This is a genomic window from Bradyrhizobium sp. P5_C12, from assembly GCF_054049735.1.
Window position 1 is genome coordinate 1 of the sequence record NZ_JBFULU010000064.1, and the last position, 17,841, is coordinate 17,841.

General features: G+C 64.9%; 22 protein-coding genes and 1 pseudogene. 12 read left to right on the forward strand and 11 right to left on the reverse strand.

All coding sequences use genetic code 11. From position 1 onward, the window contains the following. Positions 1 to 2 precede the first annotated feature (2 nt). Entirely contained in the window at positions 3 to 344 is a 342-nt protein-coding gene (locus ACXJMY_RS34070; protein WP_456623736.1) for a winged helix-turn-helix domain-containing protein, read from the forward strand. Between the two features lie 6 nt (positions 345 to 350). Here the strand turns inward: ACXJMY_RS34070 and ACXJMY_RS34075 are convergent, their stop codons facing one another. After that, complete coding sequence (locus ACXJMY_RS34075) at positions 351 to 728, reverse strand: hypothetical protein (protein ID WP_456623737.1); 378 nt, start codon at positions 726 to 728, stop codon at positions 351 to 353. A gap of 180 nt (positions 729 to 908) precedes the next feature. Here ACXJMY_RS34075 and ACXJMY_RS34080 point away from each other — a divergent pair, with 180 nt between their 5' ends. Both ACXJMY_RS34080 and ACXJMY_RS34085 read left to right on the forward strand, forming a co-directional pair. Then, positions 909 to 2,318, forward strand: coding sequence for an aldehyde dehydrogenase family protein (locus ACXJMY_RS34080; protein WP_456623738.1), 1,410 nt, complete (start codon positions 909 to 911; stop codon positions 2,316 to 2,318). 68 nt (positions 2,319 to 2,386) lie between these two features. Then, complete coding sequence (locus ACXJMY_RS34085) at positions 2,387 to 2,947, forward strand: DUF2478 domain-containing protein (protein ID WP_456623739.1); 561 nt, start codon at positions 2,387 to 2,389, stop codon at positions 2,945 to 2,947. A gap of 11 nt (positions 2,948 to 2,958) precedes the next feature. Here ACXJMY_RS34085 and ACXJMY_RS34090 read toward each other — a convergent pair whose 3' ends face one another. Continuing rightward, a complete protein-coding gene (locus tag ACXJMY_RS34090) occupies positions 2,959 to 3,537 on the reverse strand; it encodes a hypothetical protein (RefSeq protein ID WP_456623740.1) in 579 nt (192 codons plus the stop codon). A gap of 151 nt (positions 3,538 to 3,688) precedes the next feature. Between ACXJMY_RS34090 and ACXJMY_RS34095 the strand changes: the two genes are divergently transcribed. Next, complete coding sequence (locus tag ACXJMY_RS34095) at positions 3,689 to 4,627, forward strand: LysR family transcriptional regulator (protein WP_456623741.1); 939 nt, start codon at positions 3,689 to 3,691, stop codon at positions 4,625 to 4,627. 156 nt (positions 4,628 to 4,783) lie between these two features. Further along, positions 4,784 to 5,731: a helix-turn-helix domain-containing protein gene (locus tag ACXJMY_RS34100; protein WP_456623742.1), complete on the forward strand. Its 948-nt coding sequence runs from the start codon at positions 4,784 to 4,786 to the stop codon at positions 5,729 to 5,731. 38 nt (positions 5,732 to 5,769) lie between these two features. On the opposite strand, the gene ACXJMY_RS34105 is transcribed toward ACXJMY_RS34100, so the two are convergent. The 5 genes from ACXJMY_RS34105 to ACXJMY_RS34125 all read right to left on the reverse strand — a co-directional run bounded on the left by ACXJMY_RS34105 (position 5,770) and on the right by ACXJMY_RS34125 (position 8,638). Continuing rightward, a complete protein-coding gene (locus tag ACXJMY_RS34105) occupies positions 5,770 to 6,354 on the reverse strand; it encodes a TIGR00645 family protein (RefSeq protein ID WP_456623743.1) in 585 nt (194 codons plus the stop codon). A 34-nt stretch (positions 6,355 to 6,388) separates the two neighbouring features. After that, entirely contained in the window at positions 6,389 to 7,027 is a 639-nt protein-coding gene (locus ACXJMY_RS34110) for a YjbE family putative metal transport protein (protein WP_456623744.1), read from the reverse strand. Continuing rightward, entirely contained in the window at positions 7,024 to 7,383 is a 360-nt protein-coding gene (locus ACXJMY_RS34115; RefSeq protein ID WP_456623745.1) for a hypothetical protein, read from the reverse strand. Before ACXJMY_RS34115 ends, ACXJMY_RS34110 begins: the two co-directional genes overlap by 4 nt. A 2-nt stretch (positions 7,384 to 7,385) precedes the next feature. Beyond that, positions 7,386 to 7,859: a TerB family tellurite resistance protein gene (locus tag ACXJMY_RS34120; RefSeq protein ID WP_456623746.1), complete on the reverse strand. Its 474-nt coding sequence runs from the start codon at positions 7,857 to 7,859 to the stop codon at positions 7,386 to 7,388. A 398-nt stretch (positions 7,860 to 8,257) separates the two neighbouring features. Next, positions 8,258 to 8,638, reverse strand: coding sequence for a nuclear transport factor 2 family protein (locus tag ACXJMY_RS34125; RefSeq protein ID WP_456623747.1), 381 nt, complete (start codon positions 8,636 to 8,638; stop codon positions 8,258 to 8,260). 65 nt (positions 8,639 to 8,703) lie between these two features. Here ACXJMY_RS34125 and ACXJMY_RS34130 point away from each other — a divergent pair. From ACXJMY_RS34130 to ACXJMY_RS34140, 3 genes and pseudogenes are all read left to right on the forward strand, one after another. Further along, positions 8,704 to 8,868: pseudogene (locus tag ACXJMY_RS34130) on the forward strand (class II glutamine amidotransferase); the annotation flags it as partial. A 20-nt stretch (positions 8,869 to 8,888) separates the two neighbouring features. Then, complete coding sequence (locus ACXJMY_RS34135; RefSeq protein WP_456623748.1) at positions 8,889 to 10,115, forward strand: carboxylate-amine ligase; 1,227 nt, start codon at positions 8,889 to 8,891, stop codon at positions 10,113 to 10,115. A 64-nt stretch (positions 10,116 to 10,179) separates the two neighbouring features. Then, positions 10,180 to 10,365, forward strand: a complete 186-nt coding sequence (locus tag ACXJMY_RS34140) for a hypothetical protein (protein ID WP_456623749.1) — start codon at positions 10,180 to 10,182, stop codon at positions 10,363 to 10,365. Between the two features lie 12 nt (positions 10,366 to 10,377). Here the strand turns inward: ACXJMY_RS34140 and ACXJMY_RS34145 are convergent, their stop codons facing one another. After that, a complete protein-coding gene (locus tag ACXJMY_RS34145) occupies positions 10,378 to 10,686 on the reverse strand; it encodes a hypothetical protein (protein ID WP_456623750.1) in 309 nt (102 codons plus the stop codon). Between the two features lie 419 nt (positions 10,687 to 11,105). On the opposite strand from ACXJMY_RS34145, the gene ACXJMY_RS34150 reads away from it, so the two are divergent. Beyond that, complete coding sequence (locus tag ACXJMY_RS34150) at positions 11,106 to 12,245, forward strand: hypothetical protein (RefSeq protein WP_456623751.1); 1,140 nt, start codon at positions 11,106 to 11,108, stop codon at positions 12,243 to 12,245. Positions 12,246 to 12,469: 224 nt separating this feature from the next. Here ACXJMY_RS34150 and gor read toward each other — a convergent pair whose 3' ends face one another. The 3 genes from gor to rpiA are packed head-to-tail and all read right to left on the reverse strand — an operon-like array spanning position 12,470 to position 15,172. Then, the gene (gene gor, locus ACXJMY_RS34155) at positions 12,470 to 13,858 is read right to left on the reverse strand and encodes a glutathione-disulfide reductase (RefSeq protein WP_456623752.1); all 1,389 of its coding nucleotides are present in this window, start codon (positions 13,856 to 13,858) and stop codon (positions 12,470 to 12,472) included. A gap of 46 nt (positions 13,859 to 13,904) precedes the next feature. Further along, the gene (locus ACXJMY_RS34160) at positions 13,905 to 14,456 is read right to left on the reverse strand and encodes a DUF2059 domain-containing protein (RefSeq protein ID WP_456623753.1); all 552 of its coding nucleotides are present in this window, start codon (positions 14,454 to 14,456) and stop codon (positions 13,905 to 13,907) included. Further along, entirely contained in the window at positions 14,453 to 15,172 is a 720-nt protein-coding gene (gene rpiA, locus ACXJMY_RS34165) for a ribose-5-phosphate isomerase RpiA (RefSeq protein ID WP_456623754.1), read from the reverse strand. Before rpiA ends, ACXJMY_RS34160 begins: the two co-directional genes overlap by 4 nt. Positions 15,173 to 15,325: 153 nt before the next feature. Between rpiA and ACXJMY_RS34170 the strand changes: the two genes are divergently transcribed. The 3 genes from ACXJMY_RS34170 (at position 15,326) to moaA (ending at position 17,809) form a co-directional block, all read left to right on the forward strand. Beyond that, positions 15,326 to 16,012 carry an HAD family hydrolase gene (locus ACXJMY_RS34170; RefSeq protein WP_456623755.1) on the forward strand — a complete coding sequence of 229 codons (687 nt, stop codon included), beginning with the start codon at positions 15,326 to 15,328 and terminating at the stop codon, positions 16,010 to 16,012. Positions 16,013 to 16,166: 154 nt separating this feature from the next. Then, a complete protein-coding gene (locus tag ACXJMY_RS34175) occupies positions 16,167 to 16,637 on the forward strand; it encodes a hypothetical protein (RefSeq protein WP_456623756.1) in 471 nt (156 codons plus the stop codon). A gap of 119 nt (positions 16,638 to 16,756) precedes the next feature. Continuing rightward, positions 16,757 to 17,809 carry a GTP 3',8-cyclase MoaA gene (moaA, locus tag ACXJMY_RS34180; protein ID WP_456623757.1) on the forward strand — a complete coding sequence of 351 codons (1,053 nt, stop codon included), beginning with the start codon at positions 16,757 to 16,759 and terminating at the stop codon, positions 17,807 to 17,809. Positions 17,810 to 17,841: the final 32 nt, after the last annotated feature.

A 17,841-nucleotide genomic window follows, 5' to 3' on the forward strand; every position in this document is an offset into this window, starting at 1 on the left:
AGCTGAGCGTTCGTATCGACCTCGACAGCGAGGATCGGATCGGACCCGGCAAGATCGAGCTTTTGGAGCAGATCCGGGAGCAGGGCTCGATTTCGGCGGCCGGCCGGGCCATGGACATGTCCTATAAGCGCGCCTGGGACCTCGTCGACGAGATCAACCGCATCTGCGGACATGCTGCGGTCGAACCGCAGGCCGGCGGCAAGAACGGCGGCGGCGCGATGCTGACGCCCTTCGGTGAGAAACTTGTTGCGCGCTACCGCAAGATCGAGCGCGATGCCGCGCGCGCGGTGCACAAGGAACTCGAAGCGCTCAGAAGCGACATCGCGCGGTCCCGCAAATCCTGATGGCCGCTAGTTCGGCCGCACCGACATCTCCGGCATCGGCTGGGTCAGGGCTTCGCCGAGCAGGCTCTGCTCGGCCTTCGGGATCGAGAAACGGACCTTGAAGCCGTCCTCGGTTTCGAGCGTCATGATGCGCTGGGTGGTGTCGGTCGATTGTTCCAGCACCCAGGACGCCAGCGGATAGGCGTAGCGCAGGCTCTGGTCGCCGTAGCGGGTCCGGAGCGCGGCCTCGAGCAGACCCGGAAGCGTCATGATCAGCGCGCCGACCTGGTTCAGCGAGACGCTGACAGCGGCAGGATTGCCCGTCACATCCTCGAAACCCAGCGAGATCGCACCGCCATCGGACGCTACCTCGCAGGTCGTCAGCGACCTCACCTTGATTTCCATGGCAAATCCCGGAACACTCTTCGCTATATCCAACAGGATATATCGATATGTCCACCAACGTCCAGCTCGCTTTTCTGGAATTGATCGAGCCGGCTGCCATGGCCGGTTCGACCGTACCGTGATATACAGTTAGATATAACGAGGCCAGAACGGCCCGTTCTTCAAGGGAGCGCAAAGCCAATGAGCGACTACAATCTTCTCATCGACGGCAAGATGGTGCCCGGAGACCTGACCATGCCGGTTCTCAATCCCGCGACCGAAGAGGTGCTGGCACAATGCCCGCGGGCTTCGAAGACGCAGCTCGATGCGGCGGTTGCCGCGGCGAAGGCCGCCTACCCGGCATGGGCCGCGACGTCGATGGAGGATCGCCGCAAGGTCGTGATCAAGATGGCCGAAATCATCGAGGCGAATTCCGGCGAGCTCGCGCGCGTGCTCACGTCTGAGCAGGGCAAGCCGCTGGCGGACGCGAGCGGCGAAGTGCTCGGCATGGCCGCCTTCTTCCGCTATCTCGGCTCACTCGAATTGCCGATGAAGGTGATCGAGGACTCCGGCGACCGCAAGGTCGAAGCCTATCGCCGTCCGCTCGGCGTCGTCGGCGCCATCATTCCCTGGAACTACCCGCTGCTGATCCTCAGCTTCAAGCTGCCGTCCGCGCTGCTCGCCGGCAACACGCTGGTGGTGAAGCCTGCCCCGACCACGCCGCTCGCCACGCTGCGCTTTGCCGAGCTGATCAAGGACGTCGTGCCGAAGGGCGTGCTCAACTTCATCACCGACGCCAACGATCTCGGCGGCGAGATGACCAAGCACCCTGACATCCGCAAGATCTCCTTCACCGGCTCGACGGCCACGGGACAGAAGGTGATGGCGAGCGCAGCGCAGACGCTCAAGCGCATCACACTCGAGCTCGGCGGCAACGATGCCGGCATCGTGCTAGACGACGTCGATCCGAAGAAGGTCGCGCCCGGCATCTTCGAAGGCGCCTTCCAGAACTCCGGCCAGGTCTGCCTCGCCATCAAGCGGCTCTATGTGCACGAATCCGTCTATGACGAGCTCTGCGACGAGCTGGTCGCGATCGCCAAGAACACGGTGGTCGACGACGGCTCCAAGCAGGGCACCAAGCTCGGGCCGCTCCAGAACAAGATGCAGTACGAGAAGGTGAAGGCGTTCCTCGCGGACGCGCACAAGAACGGCAAGGTGGTCGCCGGCGGCGCCGCGATGGACCGTCCCGGCTATTTCATCGAGCCGACCATCGTGCGCGACATCCAGGAAGGCTCGAAGCTGGTCGACGAGGAGCAGTTCGGTCCCGTGCTGCCGCTGATCAGATACTCCGACAAGGATGACGTGATCCGCCGCGCCAATGCCACGACCTACGGCCTCGGCGCCTCGGTGTGGTCGTCCGACATCAAGCGCGCCCACGAGGTCGCGACTCAGCTCGAGTCCGGCACGGTCTGGATCAACAAGCATCTCGACATGGCCCCGCACATTCCGTTCGGCGGCGCCAAGCAATCGGGCATCGGCACCGAATTCGCCGAGGAAGGCCTCGCCGAATTCACCCAGCTCCAGATCATCAACGGGCCGCCGGCGGCCTGATCCAAAACCCGGGGTCGCGGCGAAACCGCCGCGGCCCCGATCTTCTTGCAGCGAAACGGAGGCCGACCATGTTCGATGCGCAATGCGATCTCGCCGCCCTGGTCTATGAATCGCATCAGGATCCCGACGCGGTCCTGCGCAGCTTCGCGGCGGACTTGAATGCGCGCGGCTTTCGCGTTGTCGGCATGGTGCAGGCCGGCCAGTGCGCGGACTCCAGCCTCTCTGCGGTGCTGCTTCACAGCGGCGAGACGCTGCTCCTGGCGCAGGATTTCGATCCGGCCGCGCAGGGCTGCCGGCTCGACCTTGCCCGGCTGCAAAACGCGGGCGAGCGGATCGCGGACGCGCTGGCGCACGGCGCCGATCTCGTCATCATCAACCGCTTCGGCAAGCGCGAGCGCGGTGGCAAGGGCCTGTTCTACCTGATCGAGCGCGCGCTCGATGCCGATATTCCGGTGGTGATCGCGGTCGGCAAGGACCATTTCGCCGACTGGATCAACTTCGCCGGCGGCATGAGCGTCAAGCTCGGCTGCGAGCGCCATTTGCTGGACGCCTGGTGGCAGCGCATCTCTGCAGGCGAGCCGCAGCCTGCCCCCGGAGCGCATCAGACAGTTTGCGAGGTTCTCAAATAGGCCGCGCCCGGTCAGATCACGGGCTCGTCCTTCAGCGCCGACACCACCTGCTCGCCCTGCGCGGTCAAACGATAAGTCACGAGCGGTCGGCTCGACGGCGGCTTGCGCGCGACTTCGACGATGTAGCCGCGGACCATCAGGGCCTCGAAACTTCCGTAGTAGCCGAACATGCTGATCTGGTTCTGCTTCAGCACCTTGAATTCGCGCAGGAGATTGATCTCGTTGCCCGACAGCAGTGACCTTCGGACACGCTCGACGAATCGCGCGCGCTGCTCGAACCACGCCTGGTCGGGAAGCTCGCGCGAAGGCGGCGCGGGGTCCCGTTCACAGGGACGCATCTCGGCGGAGACATCGACCGAGACCGGCGGCAGGCACGGGATGCTGCTGCCGACCGCTGCTTTCGCGACATCGAGCAGAGCAATCGGCCAGCGCCGCTTGTTGTCCACCATGACCGGCGGCGGCACGACGTTGTCGCGCACCAATTGCTCGAAGCGGCCGGCGGTCACGCCGACATAAGCGGCCGCGCGGCGGCGATCGACCAGACGGGTGTCCGGCCCGTGCTCCAGCTCGCGAGCGATATTCTCGTTCACCCCAATAGTCCCCTGGCGCGTCGTTGCGCAGGCCTGGCGCCCCCGCCCAAACCGCGCGCGAACCTAGGTGGTACCAGCGCTCTCGAAAAGCACAGAATTTCGTACATGTTGATGCCGTTTCGGCAACGGCTATAGTCCGGCTGGGGGTCCCATGCGATTTCACTCACCTTCTATCCAGTACTTCCACGCCGTCCGTCGCACCGGCTCGATCCGGGCCGCGGCGCGGGTCCTGAACGTCGCCTCCTCCGCGGTCAGCCGCCAAATTCTCAAGCTTGAACAAGAGGTTGGATCGCCCCTGTTCGAGCGCAATGCGCGCGGCCTGACGCTGACGACGGTCGGCGAGATGCTGGCGCGGCACGTCATGAACGTGCTCCAGGACCTCGACCGCTTCCGCTCCGACGTGCAGTCGCTGTCAGGCACCTGGCACGGCACCATCAGCATCGCCTGCATCGAGTCGCTCACCGAATCGGTGCTGCCGGACCTGATCGCCGCGCATCGCGGCCGCGCCCGCCGCGTCAGCTTCACCACCGAGGTGAAGGGATCATCGGACGTGCTGGAGGCCCTGAGCCGCGGTGAAGCCGACATCGGCATCGCCATGGCGCTGCGGCATCCGCCGGATCTGCGCCAGGTCGCGTTGAAGCGCTTTCGGCTCGGCGCCGTGGTCGCGCGCGAGCATCCGCTGGCACGCCGCAAGACGGTCACGCTGGCCCAATGCCTCGCCTTCCCCGTCATTCACGCGCTGCCGGAGCTGTCGATCTATCATTTGCTCCAGCCGCTGATCGCGCAGCTCTCCGAGGCGCCGGAGCCGGCGATCCAGGCCAATTCGATCGACCTGATGCGCGAGCTCGCGGCGCGCGGCGTCGGCGTCGCCTTCCAGACCCAGCTCGGCATCGGGCGGCTGTCGCGCGACAGCCAGCTCGTCTTCCTGCCGCTCGACAATGCCGGCAGCCCGGTGTGGTCGGATCTCGGCATCTATGTCCGCGCCGAACGCACCCTGCCCGCCTACACCGACTCGTTTCTTCAGGAACTGGTGCGTGAATTGGGCGAGCGAGAGCGAAAGGAAAACGCGGCGTACCCGCAAGTTGCGTGATGAAGCAAACCAACTCTCGATGCGCTCAGACGTGATCGCGCACACCACGGAGCATCGCTGAACTGGCAGTAGTTTTCCGGAATATGGCCGATGGTCGGCCATCTGTTAGCTTCCGCGGGTTCAGCCCGCTCACCCCGGACGTCCGAGGATTCCGAAATGCCGGTACGTCGGCTGACGCCTTCGCGGGTCCTCGGCATCGAGCGCTTCTCGGATTTCAGCGAGTTTCGCGCCAACGAGGTGCTTGGCCTCGGCACCAGCACACCGCTCCGCCCGCGCGATTTTTCCTTGTCCCGTGCCATCCTTCCACTCCAGGACGGGCTCTTCGTGTTCCAGCGCGCCTTCGCCCGCCGGCTCGAGGTCGATGTCGGCACCGACCATGGCATCGGCCTCGTGGTCCCGTTCTGCTTTCATTCGATCAGCAACGGCCGCGAGATCGGCAATTCGACGGTGGGCGTCGTACGCGGCAAGGTCCCCGTCCTGTCTGTCGAGCACCACCCCAACACTTACCTGATGATGCGCTTCAATTCGGACATGCGCCATCGCGGCTGGGCGGATTACGACCACGGGCTCGGGTACTTCCGCTCCCATGACGTGCCGCTGGAGCGCCTGCGCGCCGCGATCCTCAACATGTTCTGCCTGGCGTCGGAGCACGACGATCCCAGACAATTCGAAGCGCTCAACCGGCCGATCCAGGAGACGCTGCTCGCCTGCCTCGACGCCACGCTCGTGCCGGCCGGCGCGCTGGCCGCGCGACGCGGATCATTCGACAAGCACCGCAAGCTGATTGCCCACCTCGACGAGGTCGTCGCGCTGTTCGGCAGCAAGCCGCTCTACAGCGACGATCTCGCCGGCGCGCTCGGCGTCTCCGTGCGCACGCTTCAGATCGCCGCGCACGCCGTGCACGGCGTCAGCCTGCATCACTACCTGCGGCTCAAGCGGCTGTGGTCGACCCGTATCCAGCTCATGACCGGAAGCGCTGGCGCGACCGTCAAGGCCATCGCACTTGGCAACGGCTTCTGGCACATGGGTGACTTCTCGAAAGGCTACCGCATGACGTTCGGCGAGACGCCCTCCGAGACGCTGGCGCGGGGCCGGCGCCTCTGAACACGGCCTTTGGCCGTCCGACGCGCCGGATCGCACGCTCAGCCGTGGCCGGCCTCCTTGCGGTGCCCGCTCTCACCGAGGCGGTCGACCCAGGCGATGCCGATCGCGGAGATGATGAAGGTCAGGTGGATCAGCACCTGCCACATCACGCCGGTCTCGGTGAAGTTGCTGCGTGTCGTGCCGAGATTGCCCGCCTCGATAAAGGTTCGAAGCAGCGAGATCGAGGAAATGCCGATGATCGCCATCGCGAGCTTGATCTTGAGCACGCTGGCATTGACGTGACTGAGCCACTCAGGCTCGTCCGGATGACCGCTCAGGTTCAGGCGCGAGACGAAGGTCTCGTAGCCACCGACGATCACCATGATCAGGAGGTTCGAGATCATCACGACGTCGATCAGCCCGAGCACGACGAGCATGATCTGCTGCTCGCTGGCGTCGAACGAGTGGAGGACCAGGTGCCAGAGCTCCTTCAGGAACAGCAGCACGTAGACGGCCTGTGCGATGATGAGGCCGAGATAGAGCGGCACTTGCAGCCAGCGCGAGCCGAAGATCAGCTGGGCGACCAGGCCGATCGCCGGCGGCGGCAGGGGCGCCGCCGAAGCTGCTTTGGGTTCAGACGTCATTGATCACTCCGGATTGCGCGCAGGAAGCGTCGCCTTAGAGACTTGCGATCACCGGCGCAAGCTCGAGCGAGCCGCGATAGATCATCTCGAAGGCGACGTAAATGATGATGGCGAGGCCGACATAGGCAATCCAGCGCTGCTTCTGGAGCACGCGGCCGAGCAGATCGGCGGCGACGCCCATCATCGCGACCGACAGCAACAGGCCGAAGGCCAGGATGTAGGGATGCTCGCGCGCGGCGCCCGCGACCGCGAGCACGTTGTCGAGCGACATCGAGACGTCGGCGGCGACGATCTGCAACGCCGCCTGGCCGAAGGTTTTTCGCGGCGCCGCCGCAGCGCTTCCGCTGCCGCCATGGCCGAACGCGAGCTGGTTCGCATGTGCGGCGTGCTCCCGCAGCTCGCGCCACATCTTCCAGCAGACCCACAGCAGCAGCACGCCGCCGGCGAGCAGCAGGCCGATCACCTGGAGGAGCTGGGTCGCGACGCCGGCAAAGACGATGCGCAGCGCGGTGGCGGCGATGATACCGACCACGATGGCGCGCCGGCGCTGCGCGGCCGGCAGGCCCGCCGCGGCAAGGCCGATGACGACGGCGTTGTCGCCGGCCAGCACGAGGTCGATCAGGACGACCTGGAGCAGCGCGGACAGCGCGTCTGCGGTGATGAATTCAGTCATGATTGATCATTTTTGGCTGCGGACGAATCGAGCCAATGCGGCTTGCGCCGCTCGATCCAGTCGAAGACTTTCGAACGGGACGAGCGGAGCGCGGGTACGTCCTCGGCGAGCAACGCAAGACCCAGCGGTAGCATCCAGATGCCGAGCACCGGCAGGAAGGAGAGCACGCCGCCGACGATGAGCAGCGCGCCCGAGGGGATCCTGACCCAGCGGCTGGATGGTTTCAGCAGATAGGTGACGGTATTGGCGAGACGGGGCGGCAGCCGATGAACGAGCGCATCAAGGCGCGGGTCGCCACCGGCTGGCTCGCCGGCGGGACCGCTGGCCGTTTTTCGCTCGTCCGAAGCTATGCTCATGCTCACTCCGCGGAGGCTGCACGCTGTTCGGCGTGCGCTGCATTGGGGCCGACCTGCCTGGCGCGCGGCAACACCAGCGTCAGCAGGCGCAACAGCTTGATCGCCTGCACTTCGTGGGGATGCACGTCCTCGTCCGCAGCCGCGACGCGCTCCGAGAGCTCGATCAGGTGCGACGAGAGCGGCAGATTCGAGACCGGCCGCAAGGTGTCGATCACCACATTGGCAAAGTCCGGCTCCTCGAGCCGTTCGGCGAGTTCGTCAAACATCGCGAACAGCCGGTCGTCGGTGACGTGCGGCGCCAGGTTGCGGTCCCTGATGAAACGGACCACCTCGTCGCGCTCGACCGGCGAGACCCGCCGGTCGGCCACGGCGACGAGCGCGCCGACAATCACCAGCGCCACCGCAGCCTGCTCATTGAGGCTGGACGGTTCGGTGATCTCGATCTCGACCGGATTTGAATGCTTGGCGTCAGACATCGATGCTCCCTTACTTTGCGAAATGGCCGCACGGAGCTGCGATGGGGACGATTGAGTCGGAGGGAACAGAGAGGACCCGACGATCGGCCGATCCATCGCATTCGCGCGGGACAGGTCATCCGACATCGCGAGGTTTGCCGACGTCGTCGGCGGCCTCGCCAGAGGGGCCCGGATTCTTGTTCTCCCGAGACATAAAGATGGGTCCGTCGGAATCAAGGCGGCCAGCGTGCGACCAGCCGCCGCATCGGTTCCAGTTGCGGCGCGCTATCCTCGCCGTCGTCCCGGCGAAGGCCGGGACCCATACCGCGAGGTCTATCGACCTCCATCAACACCGTCATTGCGAGCGCAGCGAAGCAATCCAGCGTGGCACCGAGAAGGCCAGGCCAGACCGAATCGAACTACCCCACGCGCTCGACAAGATGTGCACGCGAGGGCGCGGGATCGAACCGGTCGCCGAAATATTGCGTCTCGTGGGCGACCAGTCCCTCGCGAAATTCCATGATGCTCACCACGTAGGACGGCACCCCGTCATAGGTCAGGACGAGCTCGGTGATCCAGAGATCGCCGCCTCCGATGATCCGCCGCACCGTGAAGCGCTTCTTGTTTGGCTGCACGGAACGGCTCTCCTGAATGTTGCTCCGGCCATGGATCCGCTCGCCCGACTGCGGATAATCGAGCACCGCGTCCTCGCGATAGATGTCATGCTCGACCTCGAAATCGTTTGCGTCCGACGCATCCCAATGACGCCTGAGCGCCGCCAATTTGGCTCGGTCGTCCATCTCGACCTCCAATCCGGGCTTGTCTCACCCTAGCATCGAAGCTGGCTTGGGTCGCGCTCCCCGGCACTTTCGACAAGGAATCGGATTGGGCCGAAGTGCCGCCCAATCACGCCCTGATCGCGCGCGCGTCCGAAACCGTGAAAATTGTTCCGCTCATCCTCGCAATTTCCAGTGAGCCCGCGGCGGAACCCGTTCCTGTCCGAAGGATTAATGCCGGCAACACTCGTTGATCCCTTGCCGGGTGGGTACGATGACATTTGCATCGGACGTTTTGAAATTGCTGCGGCTCGATTCTTCCGACGACAGGCAGCGTCTCGTCATTCGCTCGGCCGGCGGCCGCGGCAAGGCGGCCGAATATTCATTCGGCATCGAGGAGGAATATTTCCTCGCCGATCGCCGCACCTTCGAGGTCGCGATCGAGACGCCCAACGAGCTGTTCGAATCGGCGAACTGGTCGACCGGCGGCCAGGCCATGCGGGAGATGCTGCAATCCCAGCTCGAGGTCGCGACCAACGTCCACGTCGACGTCAATGACGCGCGCGAGGAGCTGCGCTTCCTCCGCCGCGAGGTCGCGGGCGTCGCCGCGCAGTACGGCTACGTCATCATGGCCTGCGGCACGCATCCGACCGCGGTCTGGCGCATGTCGCAGCCGAGCCCGAAGCCGCGCTACGAGGAGATGATCGAGGATTTGCGCAGCATCGGCCACCGCAACATGATGTGCGGCATGCACGTGCATGTCCAGCTGCCCGATCCCGAGACGCGCATGGCGGTGATGCGGGCGATGCTTCCGCACCTGCCGCTGTTCATCGCGCTGTCCGCGTCCTCCCCGTTCTGGAATTCCCACAAGACCGGACTGAAAGGCTACCGGCTCGCCGCCTATTCCGAGCTGCCGCGCACCGGCCTGCCCGAATTGTTCGAGAGCAAACACGACTACGACGAATATGTCGGCGCGCTGCAGCGCTCCGGCGTAATCCCCGATGAAAGCCACATCTGGTGGGCGATGCGCCCGTCGATGCGGCACCCGACGCTCGAGCTTCGCGCGCCCGACACCTGCACCTTCGTCGACGACGCCGTCGCCATTGCTTCGCTTTACCGCTGCCTGACGCGCCACCTCTATCGGAGGCCCCATCTGTCGAGGGAGGTCACCGCCGTCGAGCGCGCGATCGCGGTCGAGAACAAATGGCGGGCCCAGCGCTACGGCACCGATTGTATTTTTGCCTCCAGGGACGGGCCGGTCACGATCTCGGAGCTGCTCACCCGCGTGATCGATGATGTCGCCGAGGACGCGGCTGCGCTGAATTGCACCTCCGAGGTCGAGCACTGCCGCACCATCGTGGACCGTGGAAGCTCGGCCGAATTCCAGCTTCGCGCGTATCGCGACAACGGGGATGACATCGCCGCCGTGTCGCGTTGGATCGCAGCGGCGACATCGGAGATGCGCGCCGCCGTCAGCGCCGACCTTCAAGCGCCGTCATAGTGCCCGCGCAAGCTTCGGGAACGAAAACATCGTTGCTGAATTTGCTGTGTCGTGGAGGAAATGCATGAACGCCATCACCTGTTGCGCCGGCTGCGGCCATGGCCTGGTCCCCATCCTGTCCAAGAACGGCCGCGCAGAGCCCAGCTGCTTGTGGTGCGAGGGCATTGATGCGCGCGCGATGGACATGGCGAAGTGGGCGGACAGCCCGTCCGGCAAGCCTGAGCTGACCACCCGCCAATCCCTTGAATGAGCTCTCTCCGCGTCAAATCCTCCCCGCCAGGGTTGGACGGGGCGCAAAGCTGTCGTTGTGGGGACGTGCCGCCGCGGGCTTTCGTGCCGGCCGGCGCCGCGGCACGAACAGGCAGCTCACGAGGATCGGCTCGTCGTCGCCGAGCGTGGTTCGCTCTTTGGCGAGCAGGCTCATGACCGAGCGCATCTTGAGGATTTCCTGCGCCACGAAGCTGCAGTCCTCATCCCGATTGATCTGCTCGCGCATTATGGCTTCAGCCTCCAGCATGCTGACGCGGAGCGCCCTAATGGTTCTGCGGATTTCGTTGATACGGTTGTCCATCGCCACCTCCATCTCGGGAGCAGCATAAGAACAAATCATGAACAAACTGTCAATCGGCACGCTGGGCGATCTCACCCGATTTGCTGATGGCTCCCCGGATACCAGAGCGACCGGCTGCCATGCGGCGCCGATCCCGCCATCTGCAAAACTGCACGCGCCTTGGCGAGCTTGCCGACAAATTAGACAATGCGGATCAGGTGACGTCCTGAACTTGCGAGGCTTTGCGCGCAGCACAGCGCGGCGAGCGGCTGATCTAACCTCCAGTGCAACCTGGATTTTTTCCTAACAGGGCGCCCCGCATCTGGGCCAGGCGCCCTCGTGCCTGTTCGCAATCTCAAGTGGCCCAGAATTCGCAATGCAGCATCAGGCCCGATTCCCGGCACTCCCCTCTCAGCGGATTGCCCAGATTGGAGGATGTCATGAACGTGCATGCTGCGGGCGATCTCAAGATCACTGGCCTCACCCACCCGAACGGCGCGCCGCTCCGCCTCAACACTCAGGATTTCGTGGCGATCGACCGCGACCGGAATGCGAAGTACGAGGCGACGTACCGTCCGCAGGCCCTCTACAACCGCGCCAACGAAGGCTTTCACGCCAACAACGAAACCTTCCTGCTGCACGAGGTCGCGACAAATCTGCCGATCTACCTTCCCGACACCGGACCCACCGATTTCCATCTTCATCTTCCACCAGGCGGCTTTCAGCTGGTGCTGGTCACGTCGGGCGCGTTCACCTTCGACTATGACGGGCGCTGGTACAATGTCGGCCCCGGCGCGGTGATGCTGCAAAGCGCGATCGTGCACCGCCAGCTGTTCTATACCTGGTCGGGACTGTCGACAGAAGAGAACCTGAAGACACCGCAGACGGTGGTGCCCGATCCGATCTCGATGGGCTATTCGGGCAAATTCCTTGAAGCCTTCATCACCGATCCCACGACCTTTCCGAACCCGACCATCGTCGGCCCGGATCAGATCAATGAAGACGAAACGCCGCGCGTGGCCTGGAGCCACCCGCTACATGACCGGCCCGCCGATGCCGGCTTCTGGCTTCAGGATCCCTTGGCGCTCGATGCGCTCTACAAGCCGCTCACCGACAGTTCCGTCAAATCGGCCATGCCGGTTTACGTGCGCGATATCGGCATCGAGGTTCCGAGCGGGCATCTCGTCACCGGCCACATCATCGCAACCGACCCGCGCGGGCACGCACTCTTGCCGAAGAGCACGTCTGCCGCAGCGGACGCGACCTGTTTCGCCAAGGGCGAGGTCGTGATCTATCGCGTCATTCGCGGCACGGCCGAATTCAAGAAGAAGTCCGGCGAAACCTTCGAGCTTTCGGCTGGTGACGTCGTGACAGCGGGCAAGGAGTCGATCAGCCTTGTCGGCGTCGGCGAAAACACCCAGGTCCTCCGGCTCGGCCTGCTCAAGGGCATGAACGAGCTGCGCGGCTGGACGCCGACGCAGCGCGACGAGATCGACGGCCTCGCCGGCCAGATCATCACCCACAAGGACGTCCGTCCCCTGCGCACCGAGGGCAAGCCGGTCGGGTACCTTTACGGTTAGGCGCTACTCCGCCAAGGCTATCCGGCTATGAAAAACAACGTGGCGGGAATCTCACTTGCGGCCATCCTTCGAGACGCCCGCCTAAGGCGGGCCCTCAGGATGAGGTCGCGTGTTACGGCGAGATTTTAGACCCTCATGGTGAGGAGCCCGCCAAAGCGGGCGTCTCGAACCATACAGGCCGAACTCGTCCGGCAGCCTCCAACTGCCCTGGGCGATGGCCGCCCCTACTCCGCCGCCTGCCGCACATGGCGCGCGGTCGGCGTGCGCATCGTGACGAGCTCTTCGGCCGCGGTCGGATGCAGCGCGATGGTGGCGTCGAAATCGGCCTTGGTGGCCTTCATCTTCACCGCGATCGCGACCGCCTGGGTGATCTCGGCGGCGCAATCGCCGACGATGTGACAGCCGAGCACGCGATCGGATGAGCCGTCGACGACCAGCTTCATCAGCACGCGGGTGTCGCGGCCCGACATCGTCGCCTTGATCGGGCGGAAGGTCGCCTTGTAGATGTCGACGTGGCTGAACTGCGCGCGCGCCTCGGTCTCGGTGAGGCCGACGGTGCCGACCTCCGGCTGCGAGAACACCGCGGTCGGAATGTACGAATGATCGACCTGCACCTCGCGCTTGCCGAACACCGTGTCCGCGAAGGCGTGGCCCTCGCGGATCGCGACCGGCGTCAGATTGTGGCGATGGGTGACGTCGCCGATCGCGTAGATGCTGTCGACCGAGCTCCTGGAGAAATGGTCGACCGCAATGCCGCCATTGTTCGGATTGATGGCGACGCCGGCCTTCTCCAGGCCGAGATTGGCCACCGCAGGATGGCGGCCGATCGCGAACATCACCTGGTCGGAGGCGACGCTCGAGCCGTTCGACAAATGCGTGGTGAACTCGTCGCCGTGGCGATCGACCTTGGTCACGGTGCAGCCGGTGAGGATGGTGATGCCCTGCTTCTCCATCTCGCTGCGGACATGGGCGCGGACGTCCTCGTCGAAGCCGCGCAGGATATTGTCGCCGCGATAGATCACCGTGACGTCGGAGCCGTAACCGGCAAAGATGCCGGCGAATTCCAGCGCGATGTAGCCGCCGCCCTGGATCACGATCCGCTTCGGCAGCGTCTTCAGGTGGAATGCCTCGTTGGAGGAGATCACGTGCTCGATGCCGGGAATCATGGCGCCGTGGTTCGGCGCGCCGCCGGTGGCGATCAGGATGTACTTTGCCGTGATTGTCCTGTTGTTCTCGCGCAGGCGGACGGTGTGCTTGTCCTCGATCACCGCGCGGCTCTTGACGATTTGCGCGCCCGACTTCTCGACGTTCGTCGTGTAGGCCGCCTCCAGCCGCGCGATCTCCTTGTCCTTGTTGGCGATCAGCGTGGCCCAGTCGAAGCTCACGGGCGGAATGGTCCAGCCGAAGCCGGCGGCATCCTCGATCTCGTGACGGACATGCGAGCCGATCACGAGCAGCTTCTTCGGCACGCAACCGCGGATCACGCAGGTGCCGCCCATGCGGTACTCTTCCGCGATCATCACGCGTGCGCCGTATCCGGCCGCGATCCGGGCGGCGCGCACGCCGCCCGAACCGCCACCGATGACAAAGAGGTCGACGTCGAATTCAGCCATTGTCCTCTCCGACCTCGTTCAGGGATCTCTGACTAGATAGGTGCTGTCAGATTTCCTTGCCACGCTTGCGCATCTCGGCGCGGAAGGCACCCATCACGGTTTCGGAGAAGTTCTGGGCCCAGGAGTTCATGAAGGCCATGCTCAGGCCGATGGCGCGCGGCTCGGCGTCGATCAGCTTCTTGCCCAGCGGCGACTTGTAGAAGGTGACGAGATCCTTCAGCTCCTGCTCGGTGAACTCGCTGGCATAGATCTGCGCCATGCCATCGCCGATCTCGTTCTGGCGGCCGTTGAGCTGCTGGGCGACGACCCCTGCCACCTCGTTGAGTTCCTTCTGATAGTTCAGGTTCTGCTGGATCAGCGCGATCTTGGTCTTCTCGACGAGGCCGGGCACGGCGCCTTGATACATCGCCGTCGCGTTCTTGATCTGCAGAATTTCCCTGGCCGCCGCAACCGCCGCCGGCGTGGCCCTCGGCTGGGCCGGCGCTGCAGCAGCCTTGGGCTGGGCCGGCGCGGGCTGCTGCGCGATGGCCGGAGCGGCCGAAAGCGCCACACCCGCAGCGAGGGCCGCGGCCGGCAAGAATTTCAAAACGCTCTTCATTCCTGGTCTCCTTTCGGCTTACGCCGTTCAATCACGCGAATTCCTTCGCCGCCCGCCAAAACGGCCGAGCTGGCCAAGCCGATAAACAACCCGTGCTCGACGACGCCGGGGATTGCGCTCAACGCCTTGGCGAGGGTTGGCGGATCCACGATACGTCCGAGCTGGGCATCGACGATCCAGTGGCCGCCATCGGTGACGAAAACGTGGCCGTCCTTGCCCTTGCGGACCGCCATTTGCCCGGAAACGCCGCATGCCGCAAATGCCTTCTCGATCGCGCGGCGCGTTGCGCCGAACCCGAACGGGATGACCTCGACCGGCAGCGGAAAGCGGCCAAGCGTCGGCACCCATTTGCTGTCGTCGGCAATCACGATCATGCGATCCGAGGCGGCCGCCACGATCTTCTCGCGCAGCAGCGCGCCACCACCGCCCTTGATCAGGTTGAAGTCGGGATCGATCTCGTCGGCGCCGTCGACGGTGACGTCGAGACGGTCGATCTCGTCGAGCGTGGTCAGCGGCACGCCGCAGCGCATCGCATCAAGACGCGTCGCCTCCGAGGTCGGTACGCCGATCACCCTGAGCCCGGCGCGCACGCGCTCGCCGAGCAGCTCGACGAAATGCTTTGCGGTCGAACCGGTGCCGAGCCCGAGCTGCATGCCGTCCCGCACCTCCTCGAGCGCGCGCGCCGCAGCCTGCCGCTTCAACTGGTCCATGTTCACGATGCGCCCGCCTCTGATCTAAGAGTGTACCGCCGGTATAGGTCGCTTGCGGCGGCCTATGTAGCCTCGTTTTCCGCGCGGGAACAGGCCTATAAGCTGATCTTATGGGCCCGCCCCTTGCGCCGGCGCGGCCGGACCGATAGCGCTTCCAACATGACCTCTTCCAAGTCCTCCCCTCACACCATCGTCTTCGATCTCGACGGCACGCTCGTGGATACGGCGCCCGACCTGATCACCGCGCTGAATTACGTGCTGGACCGCGAAGGGCTGCCGCCCGTGCCGATGCAATCGGCCCGCAACATGATCGGCGCCGGCGCCCGCAAGCTGATCGAACGGGGGCTGGAGGCCGAGGGCCGCACCGTCACGCCTGCCGACATGGACCGGATGACGGCGGATTTCATCGCCTATTATGCCGACCATATCGCCGTCGAATCCCGGCCCTTCGAGGGGCTGGAGGCGGCGCTCGACCATTTTGCGGCGCAAGGCCATCTCCTCGCGGTCTGCACCAACAAGCTGGAATGGCTGTCGAAGCGGCTCCTGGACCAGCTCGACATGAGCCGCCGCTTCGCGGCGATCTGCGGCGCCGACACCTTTGGCGTCCAGAAGCCTGATCCGGTCATCCTGCGGCAGACCGTGGCGCGGGCCGGCGGGGACATCAAGACCAGCATCATGGTCGGCGACGCCGGAACCGACGTCGGGGTCGCCCGGCGGGCCGGGGTGCCCGTGATCGGGGTCAGCTTCGGCTATACGGACGTGCCGATCGCCGAGCTGAAGCCGGACCGGCTGATCCATCACATGCGCGACCTGCCGGCCGCAGCCCACAGCCTGATGATGGCCTAAAGACCGCAAGATACTGATATAGCTAAATTATTCTCTGGAACTCTGCGTTAACCATCCATTGACCATGCGCGGCGCGCCGGTTGCCTGCCCCAAACGACACTCCTATGGTCCGGCCCGGGGATGTGGCGGTTCGTCGCAGTACAAGTGGGTGGTCATGCGTCGTGTCATCGCGATTGCGCTAGCGGGAGCGAGCCTGGGTGGCTGCTCCTCAATGTCTTGGGACATGTTCAAATCGGCGCCGCCGACCGTCCAGGTCCGGCTTGAATCCAATCCTCCGGGGGCTGACGCCACGACCTCGCTCGGGCCGGGCTGCAAGACGCCCTGCTCCGTCTCGGTTCCCGCCCCCGACACCCCCTTCACGGTCGCTTTCGCGCTGCCCAAGTTCCAGCCGGCGAGCGTGCCGGTGAACGTGATCAAGAACCCCGGCGATTTCACCACGCCCGCCTCGGTCACCACCGATCCGAATCCGGTGTTCGCGGAGCTTCAGCCGGCCACCCCGCCAAAGCCGGTCCGCAAGCCGCACCGGCCGAAGAAGCCCAAACCGGCGGCGACCGCCGCTGCCCCGGCTGAGGCCACCCCTGCCGCCGGTTCGCCGTTCCCCGATCCGAACGCAGGCAAACGCTGATCCAAGCGCTGACTTACGTATACCACCCGATTGTCCTCAGCCTGTCCGATGCTTAGATTGCTTCCAGAGCACCGCTGAAGCAAAGGTGCGCCGTCGCCGTCAGTGACAAGGCATTTGGTATGAACGGATCTTCCGCGAGCCCTCTCGCAACAGCGAGCCCTCTCGCCGCGCTGTCGAGCCCGATGACCGATCCGTTCGGGCGGACCATCAGCTATTTGCGCGTCTCCGTCACCGACCGCTGCGACCTGCGCTGCTTCTACTGCATGTCGGAAGACATGACGTTCCTGCCCAAGGCGGACCTGCTGACGCTGGAAGAGCTCGACCGGCTTTGCTCCGCCTTCATCGCCAAGGGCGTGCAGAAGCTGCGGCTCACCGGCGGCGAGCCGCTGGTCCGCCGCAACGTGATGTCGCTGGTGCGCTCGCTGTCGCGCCATCTGACCAGCGGCGCCTTGCGCGAGCTGACGCTGACCACCAACGGCACCCAGCTTGCGAAATACGCCCAGGAGCTCGCCGATTGCGGCGTCCGCCGCATCAACGTCTCGCTCGACACGCTCGATCCCAGGAAGTTTCGCGAGATCACCCGCTGGGGCGAGATCGACAAGGTGCTGGAGGGCATCGAGGCAGCGCGCGCCGCAGGCCTTGCCGTGAAGATCAACGCGGTGGCGCTGAAGAACCTCAACGAGGACGAGCTTCCCGACCTGATGCGCTGGGCCCATGGCAAGGGCATGGGGCTGACGCTGATCGAGGTGATGCCGATGGGCGAGATCGGCGCAGGCCGCATCGACCAGTACCTGCCGCTGTCGCTGGTGCGGGCTCGGCTCGCCCAGCAATTCACGCTGACGGACCTAAGCGAGACCACCGGCGGGCCGGCGCGCTATGTCAGCGTCGCCGAGACCGGCGGCAAGCTCGGCCTGATCACGCCGATGACCCATAATTTCTGCGAATCCTGTAACCGGGTGCGCGTCACCTGCACGGGAACGCTGCACACCTGCCTCGGCCACGAGGATGCCTCCGATTTGCGCAAACCTCTGCGTGCGTCGAGCGAGGATGCGCTGCTTGCGGATGCGATCGACCGCGCCATCGGGCTGAAGCCCAAGGGCCACGATTTCATCATCGACCGCCGCCACGACCGCCCCAGCGTCAGCCGCCATATGAGCGTGACCGGCGGCTGACGATTCGCCAGCGCCGCTAACCTAAGCTGCTG